The organism is Chryseobacterium sp. (assembly GCF_022869225.1).
In the GTDB taxonomy this organism is placed as follows: domain Bacteria; phylum Bacteroidota; class Bacteroidia; order Flavobacteriales; family Weeksellaceae; genus Chryseobacterium.
Genome location: NZ_JALIHL010000001.1, coordinates 2401728 through 2423106, shown reverse-complemented (window position 1 = coordinate 2423106; position 21379 = coordinate 2401728). Strand labels below are relative to the sequence as shown.

Sequence of the window (21379 nt, the reverse complement as noted above, 5' to 3'; positions counted from 1 at the left end):
TAGAATGTAAGTTCCGCAGCCCTAACTATGGTATTATAAAAAATAATTGAAAATAAATATAATACGACGAGTTTTGACGCTTTAGTGAACGATCTTTAAACTCATAAATAACCAAGGAAACTACCGCTGAATAGCGTATTTCAAATTTTAAATATCCCAATTGATTTTCAACAATTAGTCTTCAGTACTCCAATACTGAGCGGGAGATATATTGCCCGATATTAAATATTAGTCTGCTAGCACTACTATATATTATTAACCAATTAATAACCTTAACAATTTTAGAATTATGGCAAATTTAGTACAAGAATTAAACAGTTTAGATTTCAGTGTTTACATCGGAGGGCCTATGCAGGCAGCCATCAAAGCTCAGCATGATGCATCCATGTCACAAGTAAACTTCATCAAAGAAGTTGGTTTTGAAGAGGCTGATGGAGCCGGTACCGCTTCAAAGCTCAGATATGTGGATTTTGTCTATAAAAAATCAGTTCCCAGCGCAGTAGAAGGTAATGACAGCTTAGTACAGTCCCAGGTTACTTTAAGCGTTCCCCTGCTTTCTATGCTTACTATTCCGGCCTTGAGAATCGATGAAATGACGATTGACTTCAATGCCAAATTAAATTCAGTGGAAACACAAAGTATTGCCAGCGAATTCCAGGGAAGTGCTTCCGTAAGTGCTAAGTTTTGGAAAGTAAAATTCAATGCTTCAGCTTCTTATAAGAAAACCAGCTCAAGTACATCTACGACAGAAAAAACATATACTTTAGGAGTACATGTGAGAGCCGTTAATGATGAATTGCCTGCGGGTCTTTCAAGAATCATGGATATGCTGGAAGATGCTATTGTTGCCACTGCAGCACCAGCAGCAAATCCTGCTTAATTACTTTTAGGATGGTTGCTTCGGCAGCCATCCCTTTTAACCAATCTTTATCCATTAAAAAAACTTATTATGCCAAAATTGAATGAATACCTGGGAGGTATTGTCTCTGAAATTGCTGCTGCGAGAAAGATGGCCGATTTACAAACCATACAGATCGCAAAAGAATACGCTAAAGATGATTTATTGAAACATTTTTCGATTCCAAGAATGAAAGTCGGGACAGTAGATCTTACCATTCCTTTTGCCAAAGCGGGAAGTTCACCCAAAATGCTTTTCAGAGACTTTACCTATGATGAAATCATCAAAGTAGCCAAAACAGACTATAATCCTTTAGACACCAAAAACGATCAGTATTTAAGATCTTTCCTGGTGGAACAGGAAAATTCTTATTATGATATCATCAAAAAGATCAGAGAAGAAAATACCACGGTCATTACGGATTCTCAACTCAAATATTTTGATCAGCTTCCTAAATATATTGTGGAATTCTGTAAAAACCTTTCCAATTTTGCCTGGAAAATTACAGAACCTGATTTTTTCTTACAAAGCATTCACAACAGAATTGTGTATGAGGCAAAAAGGGTCATTGAAAAAACTGATGATCAGGAGATTATCGTAGAAGCAAGCAAGTTGATGGAGCTTGATGTCAAATGTCTGATTTTCGCTAAAATGAGCGTTAGTGAAGCAGGAATGGAATGGTCAAGATATGAAGATATCAATGGAAATATTGTAGAAACGTTAATCCCTGAATAACAGAATGAAAAAATCACAGTTTATTTTAGTTTCCCAATTAAAGGAGCAGCTTCTGGAGTTTCCGGGAATTGTTACTTCTTTAGAGAAAAAAGATCCTTTTTTTATTGAAAAGATGGTATCGTGGCTGAAGACCGTAGAAGATATCCTGTCTACCCATACCATAAGTGAAGTTTCTGAGATCGCAGGGTTCAGAAGTAAGATTCTGGCAGGAAAGATCAGCGATGAAAGAGGATTTAATACGAAGAAAAATCAACTTAAAATTACAGCCAACCTTCTCTACGATGCACAGAACTGCGTGCTCAACGTATTATTGCCACATGAAGGAAAAATGAATGAGTGCAGAGAAATTACAAAGCAGATCCTGGCTTTAACAGCCCAAACAAAAGCGCTGCATTATACACCGGAAATAAAGTTTGAAGATTTTATTCAGAAAGTCTGGTGGTACATTCTCTCTGATCAGGATTTAAAAATAGGCGGTGTGAAGCTCAAATCGATGCTTTCAGAAATGGATATCATTATGCTTATTGCGGATGAGATCGATATCAGGGATTTTTCTTAACACTAAAATAGCTCAAAAAAATTGAGCTATTTTTTTTATACGTCAAGTTTTGTCGCTTTGCCCTATTACTTTTGAAATATAAACAAAACACAAAAAAGCAATCAATACAAATTTAAAAAGCCTTTGAATTCAACATTTATCTATGCTGAACAGCCCAACATATGTTCAAACCTTAACCAAAACTTTAAAGCACCAAACATGGAGACACCCAATCACAACACAGATATCATCTTCGATGAAGATCTCTATACCATAGAATGGAGCGACATCGAAAATGCAGAGATGGACTATGAAAACTATCTCAACGATATTGAAAACTTTTTCAGACAAGATTTTGAAAATGATGTTCTTGAAGAAGATATATTTTAAATACTATTTTAAAACGGTTCTGAAGCTGCCCGCCATACTATATGCATCCATAATGCACACCGCAATCTCGTCAATTCTCGCAACACCTTTGAATTCACCATTCACAAAAAGAGCGGGCAGCCGGAACTGTATTTACAATCATAACAAAACCATTTAAAAAGATTTTAGATCAGCTTTTTAAGTGAAACCCTGACATCTCATGAAACCAGCGACCTTTTCTGCAACCCACAGGAAATAGCTGGTTTCGCTTTTATAGTAAAAGATGCAGGAAAGAAAATTGGAAACTGGCAGGCACTTATTTTCCATAAAAAATAAGTCAAAGAAATACTGATGTTTGCTCTTTCCTACCACCAACTTTCCCACAAAAAATAAAACACGACACGTTTTGTCGTATTAAGCGCATATATTTGTCTTATAAAACTTTATCATGAAACGCTGCCATACTGCAGCATAAAAATAGACAAATGAAAAAAGATTTTTATCTGACAAGATATGCCTTAATTATCAAAAGATTAGAAAGTTCTCCGGCTACTTATTCTCAGCTGGAAGATTATCTTTTAAACTCCTTTGAATTCCAGGATGCGGGGATCAAGAGCTACTCTATCCGTACTCTGCAAAGGGATATCCGTGAGATTTCGGATCTTTTCAACCTTTCTATTCATAACAAGAAAAAGGGTGACAACCGGTATTATATCGAAAGCCGTCCGATCATGGAAGTGGACGAGTACAACCAGAAGCTGCTGGAATCTTTCCAGGTAAGCAATGCACTGAATCTTCATCCGGACTTTTCAGATTTCATCTTTTTTGAGTCCCGAAAGCCAACCGGTGTGGAACATTTCTATGACCTTTTCTTTGCCATCCGTAATAAAAGAGTGGTGGGTTTTGAACATTACAATTATAAAAACAAACTGATGACTTCCCGTAAAGTGCACCCTCTGGCTTTGAAGGAGTCTAAAGACCGGTGGTATCTCATCGCCATAGATACCAAAGACAAAGTTTTGAAATCTTTTGGACTGGACAGGATCAACTATCTGGATGTAGGCAAAAATAAATTCCGCGAAAAATATAACTATAATTTCAGAGAACACTTCAAAAATGCCTTCGGAGTCATGAATCTGACCCAGCAGAAGCCACAGAATATCGTGTTGAAATGCAGCCGCCATCAGGGAGAATACATCAGAAGTTTTCCGCTCCACCAGTCTCAGAAAGAAACCAGGGAAACACCGGAAGAGATTTATTTTGAGTTCTTCCTCCATCCTACCTATGACTTTATGCAGGAGATCCTTTCTTATGGGAAGGAAGTCACGGTCTTAGAACCTAAATGTTTAGTTGATGACATCCGCAATCATCTTCAGGAGTCTCTGAACCGTTATCTTCAAAGCTAGCAGATTGTAATTTTATATTGTATTTTTGATTATATTTACATAAATATACCTGTATTGAGAGCATTATGTATTGGCTTTTTCTTCTTTATTTCTTCCTTTTGCCTGTCACAGCAGAAAGAGGAATTCAGACTTGTGAAAAATTATTATAATCAACACCGGAGTATGCTGAATAAAGAATTCAAGAAAAAATTTGATACAGAATCCAATAGGCTGAAAAAGGCAACTATCCAGGGTGATTTTCTCTATTTTATGAAAAAAATGGACAGTATTGAAAATACAGCTTTGATCGGGGCCCTGTTAAAAGTAAGAAACCTGGAAGATCTTGAGACGATAAAAACATTCAAAGAGATTTCTAATGAGAACCCTGAGAATATAGAAACGGCTCCTAATTATCCCGGAGGAATCAATACCCTGAGAAAAGAAGTTGCTGATCTTTTATATGTAGACGGGGTTCATTCTGAAGTAAAAATGCTAAAGACAAGTGTTGCTTTTATTGTAGAAAAAGATGGAAGCGTCAGCAACGTTCATGCACAGGGAGATAATTTTACGTTCAACAGACAGGCGGAAATTGCCTTATATTCCATTTCTGAAAAGTTTGTCCCGGCCATAGCCAAAGGCGATCCGGCAAGGTTTCAGTTCAGGCTCCCTTTAACGTTAACGATGTCCAAATAGTGAAGTATCACCTCCTGTTTTATTTTTACATTCAATTTTTTATTTTCTCAACGAACGGATTAACTCTAACTTTTGATTAAATGCTTACCGACGAATATTATATGAAAATGGCTCTCCAGGAAGCTGAAGCGGCCTTAGAGAAAGATGAGGTGCCTATCGGATGCATTGTTGTTTCAAACAACCGCATTATTGCAAGAGCCCACAACCTTACAGAAACATTAAATGACGTTACGGCTCATGCGGAAATGCAGGCCATCACCTCTGCCGCCAATTTTCTTGGGGGCAAATATCTGAAAAACTGTACGCTGTATGTTACCATGGAGCCCTGCGTGATGTGTTCCGGTGCTCTTTCCTGGTCTCAGGTCTCCAGAGTTGTAATCGGAGCAAGGGATGAGCAGAGAGGTTTTATCAGCAAACATCTTTCGCTGCATCCGAAAACAGAAATCGTTACCGGCATCATGGAAAATGAATGCTCTGCGATAGTGAAAGAATTTTTTAAAAGTAAAAGATAAAATACCTCAAAAGAGAGATCATCTGTCTTTTGAGCTACGATGCCCATTACTATTTTACGGTATTCCTGGCTAAAAAGGAATGGGCAGCATAAAAAAAGGTTAGATAGCGGCTTTTGAGGCAGCTATTCCATTTTCCCAAGCCGGAAAATCAGTTCAGCAGTATCAGATCTCACCATTGAAAATGGAATACAGCACCAGATCAAAGTATTCTCCATCTTTCTTGACCTCCTGTTGCAATACAGCTTCCTTCTCCATGCCTATTTTTTCCATGATTTTTCCGGAAGCAGGATTGTGGGGGAAGTGTGTTGCAAAAATTTTATTGAATCCCAGTTCACTAAAACCAAAATCCACGATCGCTTTTGCTGCTTCAGTGACATAGCCTTTGTTCCAGTAAGGAATTCCGATCCAATAGCCCAGCTCTGCTTTATCATCATCTCTGTCGTGAAGGCCGATAGCACCCATGATCTGCCCTTCTTTATTACGGATCCCGAAAGTATATCCCGTATTATTTTCAAAAGCTTCTTTTGACATTTTCAGCCAGAGCCTGGCATCGTTTTCCGTGTAGGGATAAGGAATATTAGAGGTAAAATCTGAATAAATCCTGTGCTGAAGATATGCTACAATAAAAGGAATATCCTTTTCTTCCAACGGGGAGAGAATAAGCCTTTCAGTTTCTATTATGGGAAAATTTTTCATTGTATAAAGGTTAAAGTTGAGGCCAAGACTAAGGTATTGTTTGAGTGTAACCCCGATCTTAATCTTTTAAATTTATAAATCTTTTCCCAGGAAATAAAGTCCCTTTAATGTATGAAGTCTGTCCATCAAATGTATTTTATCCGTCAATGGCTTATAAACATGAGAAACGCCTCCTGTTGCAATCACAAAGCAATCGTCATTTACCTCATCATTTATTCTGTCAATAAAGCCTTCTACCATTCCTAAAAACCCATATACCATACCACTTTGCATACAGCTTACTGTATCCAATCCTAAAACGGATTTAGGCTTTTTCAGTTCAATTTCCGGAAGCTGGGCCGTCTGGCTGATTAAGGAATTTAAGGATGTAATAATACCCGGGGCAATAATTACTCCCAAAGATTCTCCGGTTTCTGAAATACAGCTTGCCGTAAGTGCTGTTCCGAAGTCTAAAACAATCTTTTTTCCCCGGATAAAGCATATGAGCTGCAACGAGATTGGCATAAATATCCGTTCCTCTCGACTTAGATTTTGCCTGAACAACTGATGGTGTTGTACTGTCAACAATTACAGGATTCACTTCATGAATTTTTCTTATAGCAGCACTCATCACTTTGGTAAGCTGGGGCACTACCGATCCGATAATGACCTTTTCGATTTCTTTCGGTTCAACTTTATACGTCTGATAAAGCATCAGCATCTGTACGTACAGTTCATCTGCCGTTCTGTAAGGCTTTGTATTGATCACCCATGAAATATCACAGTTATCACCATTGAAAAGGCCAAATCTGATATTGCTGTTCCCTACGTTGATTACAATTGAATTCATTTCTATTTTAACAGGCTATGATTTGAAAAAATTTGAATCCCAAATTTATAAAAAAATAAAAGGAGTACTTGAAAATACTCCTTTTATCTCTATGTTTAACTTTTTATTTTACTTCTACAAAGTTATCCGCCATATTCACATCGGCAATTCTCTGGCTGAAATCTATTCCTAAAACAGACAGCTGGGCTTTTGTATAAGGAATCGTAAGCGTATATTCTTTCTGTGTCCAGGGCCAGTAAGGCATTGTTTTAAAGTCTCCGTAGATATCTTTTTCCTTCCATGTATGCGTCATATTCATTGGAATCTGATACGTTACCACTTTCTTATCGGAGGTCATTATGCTGAAATCAACAGGCATTGGAACCTGTCCGTTATTCACCAAAGTAACGGTTGTGGATTTCGCATCATACTTCACATCCTTGATCCCATAATCGATTGTTTTGGTCGTATTGATCCAATAATTCTGGAACCATTTCAAATCCATTCCGGAAACTTTTTGAGCAATATGAAGGAAATCTCTGTCTGAGGGGTGTTTCATACTCCACTGATCATAATACTGCTTTAACGTCTCGGCAAGGTTCTGCTCACCCATAATATATCCCAGCTGTACCAGGTACAATTCACCTTTCACATAAGAGGCATAGGTATAAGCGGTTCCGTTGTCATGGTGGTCTCCCAGCCAAACAGCAGGTTCTTCGATTCCTTTCTTCACAAAGTTTCTGTAGGCATCTAAAGTTTTGGCAAAAGGATTCGGCAGCTCTTCAGGGAACAGCTGATACATGGTGTATCCTTCGGCATAGCTCGTAAACCCTTCATCCATCCAAGGACGTACAGATTCATTGGTGGCAAGCATTTGCTGGTACCATGAGTGGGAACCTTCATGAGCCATCAGCCCCATCAGTCCTTTAATATCTTTCGCTTCTCCTAAAATCATGGTGCACATTCCGTATTCCATACCGCCGTCACCTCCCTGGATGAATGCATAGGTTGGATAAACATACTTCCCGAAATGAGAGTTCATGATCTGGAAATATTTGGTAATATAAGGCTGTGCTTCTCCCCAAACTTTGGTTTTATCATTTTTCTGATACACCAGATATACTTTCGGACCTTCAGGAACATTAAAACTTTCAACAGAATAATCCCTGTCTGCACTCCAAGCAAAATCAAGGATGTTTTTAGCGGTCCACTTCCAGGTCACTTTTTTATCTTTCTCCGTCTTAATTTTAGCGTTGGCATCATATCCTTTTACATCAGCTGGATTTTCAAGAATTCCTCCTGCTCCCACTACATAATCTTTGTTGATCTTAATATGTATATCAAAATCTGAGAACGGTGCGTGGAATTCTCTTCCCAGGTAGTCAAAGGTTGCCCAGCCATCATAGTCATACTCGGCAATTTTAGGATACCATTGCGTCATCGTCATATCTACTCCTTCCCTGTTGTTTCTTCCGCTTCTTCTGATCTGCTGCGGAATTACCGCATCCCAGTCCATCGTGAAAATTGTCGTGGAATTCGGTTTGATCGGTTCTGCCAGATATACCTTCATAATGGTTTCCTGCACTTCAAACTTCAACTCTTTCCCATTCTGTCTGATCCAGTGGATATTCTGAGCACCTTCCTGATCTTTTGGAATGGAAGCCAGTCTTGAGATACCGTCTTTCTGCAACCTTCCGTCTCCGTTTTTCCCTTGTGCGGCCACTCTCTGATCCATCATGGAATTGGGTTTAAAAGCATTCCAATACAGATGGAAATAAACCACTTTCAGCTCATCCGGTGAATTATTGGTGTATTCTAAGGTCTGTTTCCCTTGATACGTAAATTTTTCAGCATTGACATCAATATCCATCTTGTACTTCGCAGCCTGCTGATAATAAGCTCCTTGCTGAGCCTGAAATTGTGAAATGATAAACGCAAAAATGATTGCAGCCGATTTTCTCATTTAAAATTTTATTTTTTTTAAAGGTAGGTATTTTAAATAAAACCCTCAAATGTGGAGTTATAACAGGATTTTGTTCTGTTTAATATAGTTTTAGATTGTTTTTAACCGCTATGGTTAAATCTTTTTTTCGCATACAATCTATAGATTTTTCAACATTTTTCTGATCAGGCTAATCTGTCCCAAATGATAATAACTATGTTCAATCATTCCTTCAATATTTCTTCTATAGGTTCCATATCTTTCCTCTGCAAAAACTTCATTGAGCTGATCATCAGACATCTGCTCGACCCGCGCGGCAAACTTTTCAGAATCTGTCCATAATTTGTTTACTAAATTTTCCCACTGAAACTGAGATTCAACCGGAGGAAGATCAAAGCTAAACTTGTCTTTTATTTCAAGGCAGCCCCCATCAAAAACATTCAGTATTCCGGCTATATAATAATGAATATGAAAAGTGAGCATAGCAATCGTGTTCAGAGAATCAACCTTTGTGGTAGCCTGCTCCCAGGTAATATCCGAAAGCTGGTCTTTAAAATTGGTATTGGCAATCCAGAGTCCGTCAAGCAGGACTTCCCTGAATCTTTTTGATAATTGTAATCCTGAGTTCATTGGTTGTTTTTTTGTTTCTCTAAGATAAGTAATTAAAAAATTGGGGTTAGACGCCCGCAGATTTTCCAGTGATACAGATTGTATGAGTAAATCTTCTGGGGTTGTCCACCTGCGAGGAACTGATTCCAAAAATACAATTCGTGTTATTGGTTTGAGAAATAAAAAACCTCAAATGCAAAATACATCTGAGGTTGATATGACAACTTAAAAGTTACCATTATTTCTTGGCAGAAATTTCTTTCTTTCCGCTTCTTAAGATCTTTTCAAGAATTCTTAACGTAATCAGATAAGTCGGTTTCACTCCTGTAAGTCCCAAACCTCCTGAAGACAGCGTACTTCCTGTTTCCAGCGGGTTATCGGAAGCATAATACGCATAACATACGAACAGATCCGGTGAAATGTGATGTCTGATCTTGGAAGCCACCTGGATTGCTTTCTGATAATGTGCGCCTTCCATTTCAAGACCAATGGCCTTCCATGAAGTATTCATAAAATACGAAAGGATATCCCTGTTCTGAAGTGAAGTTCCTAAAACAGTGATCATCGGGCCTTCAAATGCCTTCAGTTCATCATCTTTAAAGTCATCAAGCTTTAATGCATTTTCGAAAGGATAATTATCTGCCGTTCCTTCAAAAATATGGGACGTCGGAATCATAATATCCCCTTTCTCCCCGGTAAGGATCCCTGCTTTCCCCATAATGGAAACAGATTTCACATGCATCATATATACTTCCCCTTTATGTTCGAAAGGTCTCAGCAATTCATCCATTACCTCAAAAGCCTGTTCTCCGAAAGCATAGTCAAAGACCATCACCACATCATCTCCTCCAAACTTGATATCACCAAACGGCGTATTCTTCAAGTCTGTTTTGCTAAGATCAATGATCTGAACATCTATATTGCTTCCGCTCTTATCAGCGATATGGATCATTCCTTCATCCAAAGCATACTTTAGGACTTTGTCACGAAGGTCTTTCTTGTTGGAAATCTCTTCATACAGTTTATAATCCACCTCATGATGATGCTTCTTTTTAAGAGCTTCATTGGCATACAGCATGTTTTTCACGGAATGCATATTGGCAGAAATAATATGTAAAGGACGCATATGGAGATTGTTTTCAAATAAAACCTCCTTCACTTTGTTCGCCCATTTTTCTCCAAAATAGTGGTGTCCTACTCTTTCCTTTAATATAGCACTGAAATGAATTTCTCTCTCTCTTGTTTCTTTGGCATCTTCAAGGCTTACTTTTCCCAGGTTGTAGATGATTTTAAATAAGCGGTCAGGATTATGATCATCTCCAAACGTATTATAAGCTCTTAAAGTCTCATCAAAAGTTCTTCCTATTAAGGATGAAAGGTGAATAAGTGCCACCTCTTTTTCTTTTCTGCTGTATTTCTTTTCCCCTTTTACTACCTCTTCAATAATTTTAAAGGCACGGGTAGGCTTCCAGTTTTCATCCTGGATGAAAGCCAGGTTACGGATTTTATCTGCTTCTATAAATAGGAATGTCAGGTGGGTAAGAATGTCATAAATTTCGGAACGCCCCAAAAGAACCTCAATATTCATCTGGTGTTCGTCTATTCTATAACAGTTTCTTCTTCTTTTCTTAGGAACAATAGGTTCGAAACTTCCTTTATCAAAACCTTCATCAGATGTAAGATGAATAAAAGCACACTCCTCAATTCCTTCAGGAAGCCTGTCTAAAACATACATCAACCCGTCAAGCTCCAATTTATTGGGAATATTCATGGTACCATAAATCTCCGGATTGATTGTTTTAAGCAAACTTCTAAGGCTCTCCCCTGAAACACCCCCGGCTTGAAAAATCCTCTATAAAATAAGTGTCTCATAGAAATGTATAATCTTTCAATAGCCTCTGTTGTCTCTCTTGCTCTGGAATTTGTCATAAAATAAATTTCACACAAATATACAAAATCTTTGTCCATTTTATTTTAACTATCTTTTAATAAGTCGTTTAATCCAATATAATCTTGTATATTATATCCATCAACAATTTATCCGGTATTTTATAATCTTTCCCCTTTAAAAACAGGCTTTGAAGATTCATTTTAAAGCGTAGACATTTCTTATACCCCTGTAAAAAAACGTTAAACCAACGTTTGAATTATATAATTTTTCAAAACACCCCTATTTTTTTAGGGTTAAATCATTTTCGTTTTATTTTTTTTGTAAATTTGCCCTGTAAAAATCACCCCAATATGTCAACCTTAAGATTCAAAGCATTAGAAACCCTACCATTTAAGGACTTCAGAAAAGATAACTCTGTTGAGGTTCCTGCCAAACTGTCTGAATTGTTCTGTACAAATGTTTTCTCAGAAGAAACCATGAGAGAATATTTAACAAAAGAAGCCTTCGGCTCTATTATGGATGCCATTAAAAAAGGAACTAAAATCCAAAGACATATCGCAGACCAGGTAGCTGTAGCAATGAAAGACTGGGCAATGAGCAAAGGTGTCACCCACTATACTCACTGGTTTCAGCCTTTAACAGGAACTACCGCGGAAAAACATGATTCTTTCTTTACTCCTATTGAAGGAGGAAGAGCCATCGAAAGATTCAGCGGAAACATGTTGATCCAGCAAGAACCCGATGCTTCTTCATTCCCGAACGGAGGAATCAGAAACACCTTTGAAGCGAGAGGATATACAGCCTGGGATCCTACTTCTCCTGCCTTTATCATGGGAACTACATTGTGTATTCCCTCCATCTTTATTTCTTATACAGGAGAAACGTTAGATTACAAAGCTCCTCTTTTGAGAGCATTGAACGCTGTAGATGAGGCTGCAACGAATGTAATGCAGTATTTTGACAAGAACGTAACCAAAGTAACACCTACTTTAGGATGGGAACAGGAATATTTCCTGGTTGACTCCGCACTATATCAATCACGTCCGGACCTTGTATTAACAGGTAAAACATTATTAGGACATTCTCCTGCAAAAGGACAGCAGCTGGATGACCACTATTTCGGTTCTATTCCCACAAGAGTCATGAATTTCATGAAAGAGCTGGAAATTGAATGTATGAAATTAGGGATCCCGGCAACCACAAGACATAACGAGGTAGCACCAAACCAATTTGAGCTGGCTCCAATGTTTGAAGAAGTAAACGTTGCCGTAGACCACAATTCATTATTGATGGATATCATGGCAAGAGTGGCACACAAACACCATTTCCATATCCTATTCCATGAAAAACCATTCGCAGGGGTCAACGGAAGTGGAAAACACAATAACTGGTCTTTAGCAACAGATACAGGGGAAAACCTGTTAAGCCCGGGAAAAAACCCAAAGAAAAACCTACAGTTCTTAACTTTCTTCGTTAACACGATTAAAGCGGTTCATGAATATGCAGATCTTTTAAGAGCAAGTATTGCGTCTGCGAGCAATGATCACAGACTTGGGGCTAACGAAGCTCCGCCGGCAATCATCTCTGTTTTCATCGGAAGCCAGTTGTTCAGCGTTTTGGAAGAGCTTGAAAAAGTAACCAGCGGAAAATTATCTCCGGAAGAAAAAACGGAATTGAAATTAAATGTAGTTGGAAAAATCCCTGAAATCTTGCTGGACAATACAGACAGAAACAGAACTTCACCTTTTGCATTCACAGGAAACAAATTTGAGATCAGAGCGGTAGGTTCGTCTGCCAACTGTGCGGAGTCTATGACGGTAATGAATACCATTGCAGCAAAACAGCTGAACGATTTCAAAAAAGAAGTAGACACCCTTATTGAAGGAGGGCTGAAGAAAGACGAAGCCATTTTCAATGTATTAAGAGAATACATCAAACAATCCAAGAGCATTATGTTCGAAGGAGACGGATATTCTGATGACTGGGCAAAAGAAGCTAAGAAAAGAGGATTAAACAATCTAAAAACCACTCCTGAAGCCCTGAAGCAGGAAATGGATAAGAAGTTCCTGGATCTGTATGAAGAGATGGGGATTTTCAATCACAGAGAAGTAGAAGCTAGAAACGAGATCAAACTTGAAAAATATTCTACTGTCATCGATATTGAAGCAAGAGTTTTAAGCGATATCGCAAGAAACCATATTATTCCTTCCGCTTTAAAGTATCAGAACAGATTGATTGAAAACGTGAAAGGCCTTAAAGATATTTTCGGAGACAAAGAGTTCAAGCCATTGGCTAAAGAACAAATGAGCCTGATCACGAACATTTCTGAGAATGTATCCAAAATTAAATTAGGGGTTGAAGATCTTATTAAAGCAAGAGAAACAGCCAAAAGCATATCAGACAGCCAAAAGCAGGCAGAAGCCTACTGCAACAAAGTAAAACCTCTATTCGATCCTATCAGAGAAGCTTCTGATACTCTTGAAATGATGGTAGACGATGAGCTTTGGCCGATGACAAAATACAGAGAAATGTTGTTTACAAAATAGCATCTGTAAAGTTCCATATTAGTTTAAATTCCTCGGTTTTCCGGGGAATTTTTTTGTTTTTATTAACACCCTGAAAAATTGGAGTTTTAAATCACAAAACACGATATATAGAAGAAAATCGATAGAGTTTGTTAAAGAATCTTAATAAAAAAAACCGCAGACTTACCAAAAACAGGCAGTTGCGGTTTATTTTTCTTTAACATATGTAAACAATATGTTAAAATGTGTTAAAATAAGATCCTGACAATTATCATATCAGGGGTCTTTTATTTGGAATCTCTACTTTTGTATTGCTTTTGAAAATAAATATTCCTTTTAACACGGATAATCAAATATATATGAAGAAAAGAGTTTTGTTTTATTTAGTTGCTATAGTTACTACAGTTTCGATGCAATCGTGTGCTACTAATTATGTGGTTTCAAAACCAGCAACTTACGCTAAAGAATACAAAACAGATGCCAAACTAGCCTCTATTGATAACAAAAGAATGGAGCAGGATAAGCAAAAGCTTATCGATTCTTTTCTTGCTGAAAAGGCGGCATCTATAGCCAATACTAAAAAAGCGATTAAGAATTCAGAGATTGCAAAAGCAGTCAAATACAACAAAACCATTGACGGTATCCTTACAGAAGCAGAAACATACCTGGGAACTCCTTACAGATATGGAGGAACGACCAGAAACGGTATTGATTGTTCAGCTTTCGTTCTTTCCGTTTTCGGAGCAGCAGCAGGTCTCAGCTTGCCTAGGGTAGCAGCTTCTCAGGCTCAGGAAGGAGAAAGAATTGAAAAAGGAAGCCTGCAGAAAGGAGATTTAATTTTCTTTTCTCACGGAAGAAGAATTTCTCACGTAGGTATTGTAGAAAGTGTTTCTGAAGATGGTGAGGTAAAATTCATCCACGCAGCAACATCAAAAGGAGTTATGATTTCCTCACTTAATGATTCTTATTGGGGACCTAAGTACAGATTCGCAAAAAGAGTGATTAACGAAGAAGGAGAAGCTTACAACAACTTAGCCGCTGTGACTCCAGCTACATCAGCAAATTTTTAATTTTTAAATAATTGATTTAAATAATGAAGCCATCAGTTTTTGATGGCTTTTTTATTTTCAGGACTAGTCAATTTGATCTCTTAAAGGATCTTCTTTTTATTGCTCCTTCTTTTTCTCCAATAGGATTTTATTAGCTCAATACCATTGATTTTTGGATTATATACACAGAAGACATTTTACCGGCCTGCTCATTCAGCCTTTAATTTCCAGCTTCTACTCCCGGTCAATCTCTATATCCAGCTTATATAAGAGCCCGTAGACTTCAGAAAGTGAAAATTTAGCCTTTTTAAGCTTGTTTAAGGCAGGATCTATCGAATAGTTGACAGAAGACCTAAAATCTGCCTTTTCCAGGTTGGTATCATCAAATATAGCGCCTGATAAATCACAGTGACTGAATACAGCGTTCGACAGGTCAGATTCAGCGAAATCCACTTCAATGAGTTTAGAATTTTTAAAAACTGTTTTTTTAATTGAGGTTTGATAAAAAACCGAATTATGCAGTGAGCAGCTGTCAAATGTGAAAGACAATCCAAATTCATTGCAGTCATTAAACTGAAGCCCCAGCATCTTACATTCTTTGAAGACACTGTCCCGAAAAGCGGTTTTAACAAGTTTTGCCATACTGAGATTACACCCCATAAATTCACAGTCTGTAAAACTGAATCCTGACAGATCTGCATATTCAAAATTGCAGCCCCGGAAAGTACAGTTCTCATATTCGCCTTTTTGCAAAGGGAACCGGACAAAATCTGTATTTTCAAAATTTTGGTCTGAAGTATAAGCTTCTTTCATAAGTTTCTGTGATTTGTAAATGTCCTGTCATCTCCCGTCCGGCAGATATCTGAATACCGTATAGCATTACCCTTTTTGTGATTGTACCTTCACCGAAAACAAGCTATACCAAACTGTTCTTATCCGAATAGTTGAGTTTAAAGAAAATAAATGTCATCATGGAGAATGCCAGCAAAGAACTTCCTCCATAACTGAAATAAGGAAGAGGAATCCCTACGGTAGGGAAAAGCCCCATAACCATCCCTAAATTAATTGAAAAGTGCATCAGCAGAATGGATGCAAAACAATAGCCAAATACCCGGTTAAAGGTGGATTTCTGTTTCTCGGCCAGATAATAGATCCTGCCTATATATACCATATAGCACAAAATAAGAACGGCACTTCCAATAAAACCCCATTCTTCGCCTACGGTACAGAAAATATAATCGGTTTCCTGCTCCGGAACGAATTTTCCCTGAGTAACGGATCCTTCCCGGTATCCTTTACCCAAAAGACCTCCTGATCCGATCGCTGTTTTAGAATATAATAAGTTATACCCTGAAGTATCCCTGAATGCTTTTTCTCCCTTATAAAGGACTTCAATTCTTTCTCTCTGGTGCTTCGGAAGTTTCTCTAAGATATAAGGAGAACCAAAAGCCAGCCCACACAACAGAAGAACAGATCCTGCAATTCCGGAAATAGAGATAACATCCCAGGACATCCTATGATAGTTCATTGCAATCAGGACTCCAGCAATCAGCACCACTGCTGCTGCAACGTACACAGGCGGGACGGCAAGTGCAATCAAAAATACACCGGCAAAAATAAAACCTATCCCAAATAAAAGCCCGCTCAGCCCTTCTCTATATAATGCGATGAAAAATGCGATAAAAACAAGCATGGATCCCACATCCGGAATCGCCAGCACCACGGCAGCCGGAATACCAATAATGGCCAGGGCCATCCATAGGGATTTTTTGTTTTTCAGATTAAAATCAGGACCGGAAACATAATTGGCCAGCATAAGCGCCGTACCTATCTTCGCAAATTCTACAGGCTGCATGGTAAAGCTTCCGAACTTATACCAGTTCTTCTGCCCCAGGATTTCTTTTCCAAACGGGAAAAGTCCGATAAGCAACAAGACTCCGCCAATGTAAATAATCCCGGCCATATTTTCGAAGAACTTACTTCTGCTGAAAAATATGATAAGTCCCACGAATAGCGAAATACAGAAAAAGATTAATTGTTTCTCGCCCAGTTTTTGGTCAACACTGTAAATATTTGCAATAGCAAAGATGCAAAGCAGGAAATACAGCCCAAGGCCCAGTTTATCTATTCCTTCCATCCATTTCATTGCTTTACCGTTTTTTTAGCAGTGTTATTCTTTTTAGTTTCCTCTTCTATTTTCTTTTGCAGTTTGGCTTTTTGCTGTTTCACCAGCTCCAGACTATCCTTTATTCTTTTTTGTTTAATTGAATCCGGTTTAGGATCAATGTACAATCCTTTACGTTTAAGGTCAATCACCCATTGTCTCTTATATTCCGGCATAAAGCTGGAAGTAATCATCTTTTTATAAAGATTTTCACGTTTCAGATCACCTGTGATATATTTTTCTGCAATTACTGTACAAGCCGGACCAGCCCATGTAGCACCAAATCCCGCATGCTCCATTACTGCAACCACCACAATTTTAGGTTTATCAGCAGGGGCAATCAATACAAAGATTGAATTATCCTTTCCTTGCGGAACCTGTGCTGTCCCTGTTTTGGCCAATTGTGTAAAATCATTGGACTTCAACCCTCTTGCTGTTCCTCTCAAAACCACAGCTTCCATACCTTTTAAAACCGGCTCAAAATGTTTTGGATCCACTAAAGTTTTATGCTTCACCTTAAACCTTGGATCAGGATTTGGCTTTCCGTCAATTCCTTTTACAATATGCGGTGTATAATACCATCCTTTGTTAGCAATAGCAGCCACATAATTTGCCAACTGAATAGGGGTTACCAAAACATCTCCCTGTCCCATCCCATTATAAATAGCACCCGTTGACATCTCATCCCAGTTTTTAAAATCAGTTCTCTTGGAACCACTTGCTTTCATGATGGCTTTAAACCTTTTCTCGTAAAAATCTCCGGAAGGGATTCTTCCTTTTGCCCCCACAGCAAAATCATTATTTAAAAACTCTCCAACTCCAAAGCTGCTCATGATCTTTTTCCATTCATCAACACCTTTTGAAGGATTCCCCGGATATTTTTTGATGATTGCAATAAATGCATATGTGAAAAAACAGTTACTGGAAACCTGAATTGAAGGAATAAGCGGTTCAGCCCCACCATGACCTTTAATTCTTTTGCCTTTATAGAAAAATCCGCCTCCACAAGGGAAAATAGTCTTTTCATCCATTACTCCCATCTGCATGGCAGCCAGGGCAGTCAACAATTTGAAAGTTGACCCCGGAGGATATCCTGCTTGTAAAGAACGATCAAAAGTGGGTTTATTTTCGTAAAGCGTATCTCTTGACAGCGCGTATAAATTTTTTGATTTATAAGGTCCGGTGAAAAGATTCGGATCAATATCCGGTCCGGTTGCCGCAACTAATACTTCCCCATTATTAGGATCTAAAGCTACAATTGCCCCGTGCTTGTTTACAAGCATTTCTTCAGCCATTCTCTGAAGATCATAATCAATAGTTAATGTAATATCTTTTCCTGTAACAACATCTTTATCTAATGTTCCGTTTTTATAAGATCCGATATTACGAAGTTTGATATCTTTTTGGATATATTTAATTCCTTTTATGCCACGAAGTTCTGTTTCATAAGATTTCTCCACCCCTGTTTTTCCGATAAAATCTCCAGGTAAATAGTATACAGAATCTTTTTTGATATCCCTCTCGTTTACTTCACTGGTATATCCCAGAAGATTTCCTGATGTAGACACTTCATATTGACGCTGCGGACGCTGTACAATAGTAAAGGCAGGGTATTTAAAAATGATTTCCTGAACTCTTGCAATATCTTCCCTGCTGAGATCCTTCATAAAAGTCATCGGAGTCAGTTTGGAATAATACTTTTCCTTTTTGATAACAGCAATTCTTTTGATAAAATCAGCCTTGGTAATCTTCATCAGACTGCAGAAACCAAGGGTATCAAAATCAGGCTTCATCAATGCCTGTGTAAAAGAGACTTCATAAGCAGGTTGGTTTCCTACCATGATTTTACCATTCCTGTCAAAAATGACTCCACGCTGTGGAATGACATATTCGGTTTTGATGGAGGTATTCGCTGCATTTAATGCATAACGGTCTGTAAACAATTGCAAATAAGCAAGCCTCGCCACAAAAATAAGGGCGATCACAACAAGGACCGAAAAGATTTTTAAATAACGTGTGTTCAAACTTTCTGTTTGATTTTAAATATTAATGCGTAAATGACTATAAAGATAAATGAAATTACACTGGTCACCAACACATTAAATAATATTTCAAAAAATCTGCTCAACTTAAAGAACTCAATATACTGTACTAAAAGCTGATGCAGGAAAATACTTGAAAATAAAAACAGCAAAAACTGCGCCCATTGAAGGGACTGGAAAGAGAAAAAGTCTGTTGAGGTATCGGTAGAAGTCCTGAATATCAATGTCCTGAAATACGCGATCAAAGTAGTCGCAAAGGCATTGATACCCCATGAATAAAGAAAACCGTCAATTGACAGTCCTATTAAAAAGCTTAATGCAAGGAATTGAAACTTATTTCTGAAAAAAGGATAAAACATGACAAATACGGGATATAATACCGGAGTATACTTCCCGAAAAGGGTAATCCTGTTCAATACAAATATTTGTAATGCAACAAGAAAAATCATGATCAATATATCCGTAAATAAAGTCCTGCTAATCATTTTCTTTTTTTATTACAGCTTGCATAGTATCCTGAATCTTCTGCACTTCAGCTTTCTTAAGATTCTTTACTACATACACTTTATTTAACGCTCCCATTTTTTCACTCAGTTCCACCGAGATATCCCAGAAACCTGTTTTATTATCTACGGAGTATCCCGCAATAGTACCAATCATCACTCCTTTAGGGAAGATGGCAGACTTTCCGTCCGTCACCACACTGTCCCCTATTTTTAAGGCTACATATTTTGGAATATCAGCAAGATGCATGACACGAGAATTATCCCCATTCCAAGTCAATGTTCCGAAATATCCTGAATTTTTCAGTGCCGCATTAATTCTGATCTTGTTGACACTTAATACAGATTGTACCAATGCATAGCTGTCGGTAGAATTGATTACGATCCCGGCAATACCTCTCGGGGCCATTACGCCCATTTGAGGAAAAACCCCATCTCTGCGGCCCCGGTTAATGGTAAAGTAGTTATTTCTTCTGTTGATGCTGTTAAAAACAATTTCCCCATCAACAAAAGTATAGATCTGCCCGCCACCAATGGTGTCATGAACTTTTCGGAAGACTGGATTTTTTGCTCCGCCCTTTCCGTAAAGCTCAGCCATAAGGGCTTTATTCTGAACCACAAGATCTTCATTGATCTGTTTAAGCTTCAGATAAGAAACTCCTTCATCAATATATCCGGATACCCAGGAATTCAGCGCAGCCGTTTGGCCTGCTACCCAGGATCTCTGCATGGCATTTCTGGAGAATATCAGAACCAAAGCAATAATTTGCAGGAATATAAAGAAGACGAAAAGAGTATTCTTCGAAAATAATCTCAGCAAAAATCCCATTCAGATATAAAGTCGTAAAAAGTTAGAATTATTTAATTAAGAAATTGAACTTATCCATATTCTTAAGAGCAATACCCGTTCCGCGAACAACAGCTCTCAACGGATCCTCCGCTACAAATACAGGAAGACCTGTTTTTTTGTGGATTCTATCCGCAAGACCTCTTAATAGCGCGCCACCTCCGGCAAGATAAATACCGGTTTTATAAATATCAGCTGCCAATTCCGGCGGAGTAAGAGAAAGAGTCTCCATTACAGCATCTTCAATTCTGATGATGGATTTATCCAATGCACGTGCAATCTCTTTGTATCCAACCATTATTTCTTTAGGCTTCCCTGTAATAAGATCCCTACCCTGTACCGGGATATCCTCGATATCCACATCAAGGTCTTCTACTGCAGAACCTACTTCAATTTTAATTCTTTCAGCAGTTCTTTCTCCAATATAAAGATTATGGTGGGTTCTTAAGTAATAAGCAATATCATTGGTAAATACATCTCCTGCAATTTTTACGGACTTGTCACATACGATACCTCCTAAAGCTACCACAGCAATTTCTGTAGTCCCTCCACCTATATCAATGATCATATTCCCTTCAGGTTTCTGTACGTCTATTCCAACTCCTATTGCAGCAGCCATTGGTTCGTAAATTAATCTTACCTCCTTTGCATTTACTTTTTGAGCAGAATCTCTTACCGCTCTTTTTTCAACTTCAGTGATGCCAGAAGGAATACAGATTACAATTCGTAATGCAGGCTGAATGAATTTACCTTTGATTCCAGGGATTTTTTTGATAAATTCTTTGATCATATGTTCAGAAGCGTGGAAATCAGCAATAACCCCGTCTTTCAAAGGACGAATGGTCTTGATATCCTCGTGAGTTTTGCCCTGCATATGCTTAGCCTGTTCACCTACAGCAATGGGTTTACCCGTAGAACGTTCAATTGCAACAATTGACGGTTGATCTATAACAATTTTATTATTATGGATGATAAGGGTATTAGCCGTTCCCAGGTCTATCGCAATTTCTTGCGTAAACATATCAAATAAACTCATATTTTTCTTCTGATTTTAAGTTTACAAAGATATGAATTTAACACTACTAAAGAAATTTCACAACAACATAATTTGGTTAAAATTTTATTAAAATTTATAATTCTTTATTAACTTTTACTTTAGACATTTACAGACTT

At 38.0% G+C, this 21379-nt stretch carries 18 protein-coding genes and 2 pseudogenes; 9 read left to right on the top strand and 11 right to left on the bottom strand.

Going from position 1 to position 21379, the window contains the following annotated elements:
• The first annotated feature begins 289 nt into the window (after positions 1-289).
• The 7 genes from MUW56_RS11365 to MUW56_RS11335 all read left to right on the top strand — a co-directional run bounded on the left by MUW56_RS11365 (position 290) and on the right by MUW56_RS11335 (position 5130).
• Entirely contained in the window at positions 290-880 is a 591-nt protein-coding gene (locus MUW56_RS11365; RefSeq protein ID WP_292013302.1) for a DUF2589 domain-containing protein, read from the top strand.
• A gap of 69 nt (positions 881-949) precedes the next feature.
• On the top strand, positions 950-1633 hold the full coding sequence (locus MUW56_RS11360; protein ID WP_292013301.1) for a hypothetical protein: 684 nt from the start codon (positions 950-952) through the stop codon (positions 1631-1633).
• Positions 1634-1637: 4 nt separating this feature from the next.
• Entirely contained in the window at positions 1638-2192 is a 555-nt protein-coding gene (locus MUW56_RS11355; protein ID WP_292013300.1) for a hypothetical protein, read from the top strand.
• 198 nt (positions 2193-2390) lie between these two features.
• Positions 2391-2561 carry a hypothetical protein gene (locus MUW56_RS11350; protein WP_292013299.1) on the top strand — a complete coding sequence of 57 codons (171 nt, stop codon included), beginning with the start codon at positions 2391-2393 and terminating at the stop codon, positions 2559-2561.
• Positions 2562-3025: 464 nt separating this feature from the next.
• The gene (locus MUW56_RS11345) at positions 3026-3946 is read left to right on the top strand and encodes a WYL domain-containing protein (RefSeq protein WP_292013298.1); all 921 of its coding nucleotides are present in this window, start codon (positions 3026-3028) and stop codon (positions 3944-3946) included.
• Positions 3947-4108: 162 nt separating this feature from the next.
• On the top strand, positions 4109-4618 hold the full coding sequence (locus MUW56_RS11340; RefSeq protein ID WP_292013297.1) for a hypothetical protein: 510 nt from the start codon (positions 4109-4111) through the stop codon (positions 4616-4618).
• Between the two features lie 80 nt (positions 4619-4698).
• Entirely contained in the window at positions 4699-5130 is a 432-nt protein-coding gene (locus MUW56_RS11335; protein WP_292013296.1) for a nucleoside deaminase, read from the top strand.
• Positions 5131-5292: 162 nt separating this feature from the next.
• On the opposite strand, the gene MUW56_RS11330 is transcribed toward MUW56_RS11335, so the two are convergent.
• From MUW56_RS11330 to MUW56_RS11310, 5 genes and pseudogenes are all read right to left on the bottom strand, one after another.
• Positions 5293-5826, bottom strand: coding sequence for a GNAT family N-acetyltransferase (locus MUW56_RS11330; RefSeq protein ID WP_292013295.1), 534 nt, complete (start codon positions 5824-5826; stop codon positions 5293-5295).
• Between the two features lie 72 nt (positions 5827-5898).
• Positions 5899-6655, bottom strand: a pseudogene (locus tag MUW56_RS11325) (type III pantothenate kinase).
• A 103-nt stretch (positions 6656-6758) separates the two neighbouring features.
• Positions 6759-8597, bottom strand: a complete 1839-nt coding sequence (locus tag MUW56_RS11320; protein WP_292013294.1) for a M1 family metallopeptidase — start codon at positions 8595-8597, stop codon at positions 6759-6761.
• A 138-nt stretch (positions 8598-8735) separates the two neighbouring features.
• Positions 8736-9206 carry a DUF1572 domain-containing protein gene (locus MUW56_RS11315; RefSeq protein WP_292013293.1) on the bottom strand — a complete coding sequence of 157 codons (471 nt, stop codon included), beginning with the start codon at positions 9204-9206 and terminating at the stop codon, positions 8736-8738.
• Positions 9207-9423: 217 nt separating this feature from the next.
• Positions 9424-11114, bottom strand: a pseudogene (locus MUW56_RS11310) (hypothetical protein).
• Between the two features lie 312 nt (positions 11115-11426).
• Between MUW56_RS11310 and MUW56_RS11305 the strand changes: the two are divergent.
• The gene (locus MUW56_RS11305; protein WP_292013292.1) at positions 11427-13622 is read left to right on the top strand and encodes a glutamine synthetase III; all 2196 of its coding nucleotides are present in this window, start codon (positions 11427-11429) and stop codon (positions 13620-13622) included.
• Positions 13623-13960: 338 nt separating this feature from the next.
• Positions 13961-14671, top strand: coding sequence for a C40 family peptidase (locus MUW56_RS11300; RefSeq protein WP_292013291.1), 711 nt, complete (start codon positions 13961-13963; stop codon positions 14669-14671).
• A gap of 213 nt (positions 14672-14884) precedes the next feature.
• On the opposite strand, the gene MUW56_RS11295 is transcribed toward MUW56_RS11300, so the two are convergent.
• The 6 genes from MUW56_RS11295 to MUW56_RS11270 all read right to left on the bottom strand — a co-directional run bounded on the left by MUW56_RS11295 (position 14885) and on the right by MUW56_RS11270 (position 21242).
• Entirely contained in the window at positions 14885-15463 is a 579-nt protein-coding gene (locus MUW56_RS11295) for a pentapeptide repeat-containing protein (protein ID WP_292013290.1), read from the bottom strand.
• A gap of 103 nt (positions 15464-15566) precedes the next feature.
• The gene (gene rodA, locus MUW56_RS11290) at positions 15567-16796 is read right to left on the bottom strand and encodes a rod shape-determining protein RodA (protein WP_292013289.1); all 1230 of its coding nucleotides are present in this window, start codon (positions 16794-16796) and stop codon (positions 15567-15569) included.
• Positions 16793-18838 carry a penicillin-binding protein 2 gene (locus tag MUW56_RS11285; protein WP_292013288.1) on the bottom strand — a complete coding sequence of 682 codons (2046 nt, stop codon included), beginning with the start codon at positions 18836-18838 and terminating at the stop codon, positions 16793-16795. Before MUW56_RS11285 ends, rodA begins: the two co-directional genes overlap by 4 nt.
• Positions 18835-19341: a hypothetical protein gene (locus MUW56_RS11280; RefSeq protein WP_027371971.1), complete on the bottom strand. Its 507-nt coding sequence runs from the start codon at positions 19339-19341 to the stop codon at positions 18835-18837. The genes MUW56_RS11285 and MUW56_RS11280 overlap by 4 nt, the downstream gene beginning before the upstream one ends.
• Positions 19334-20188 (bottom strand): rod shape-determining protein MreC, encoded by an 855-nt coding sequence (mreC, locus tag MUW56_RS11275; protein WP_292013287.1) that lies wholly within the window; start codon positions 20186-20188, stop codon positions 19334-19336. The genes MUW56_RS11280 and mreC overlap by 8 nt, the downstream gene beginning before the upstream one ends.
• Before the next feature lie 28 nt (positions 20189-20216).
• Positions 20217-21242 (bottom strand): rod shape-determining protein, encoded by a 1026-nt coding sequence (locus tag MUW56_RS11270; protein WP_045491741.1) that lies wholly within the window; start codon positions 21240-21242, stop codon positions 20217-20219.
• Positions 21243-21379 lie beyond the last annotated feature (137 nt).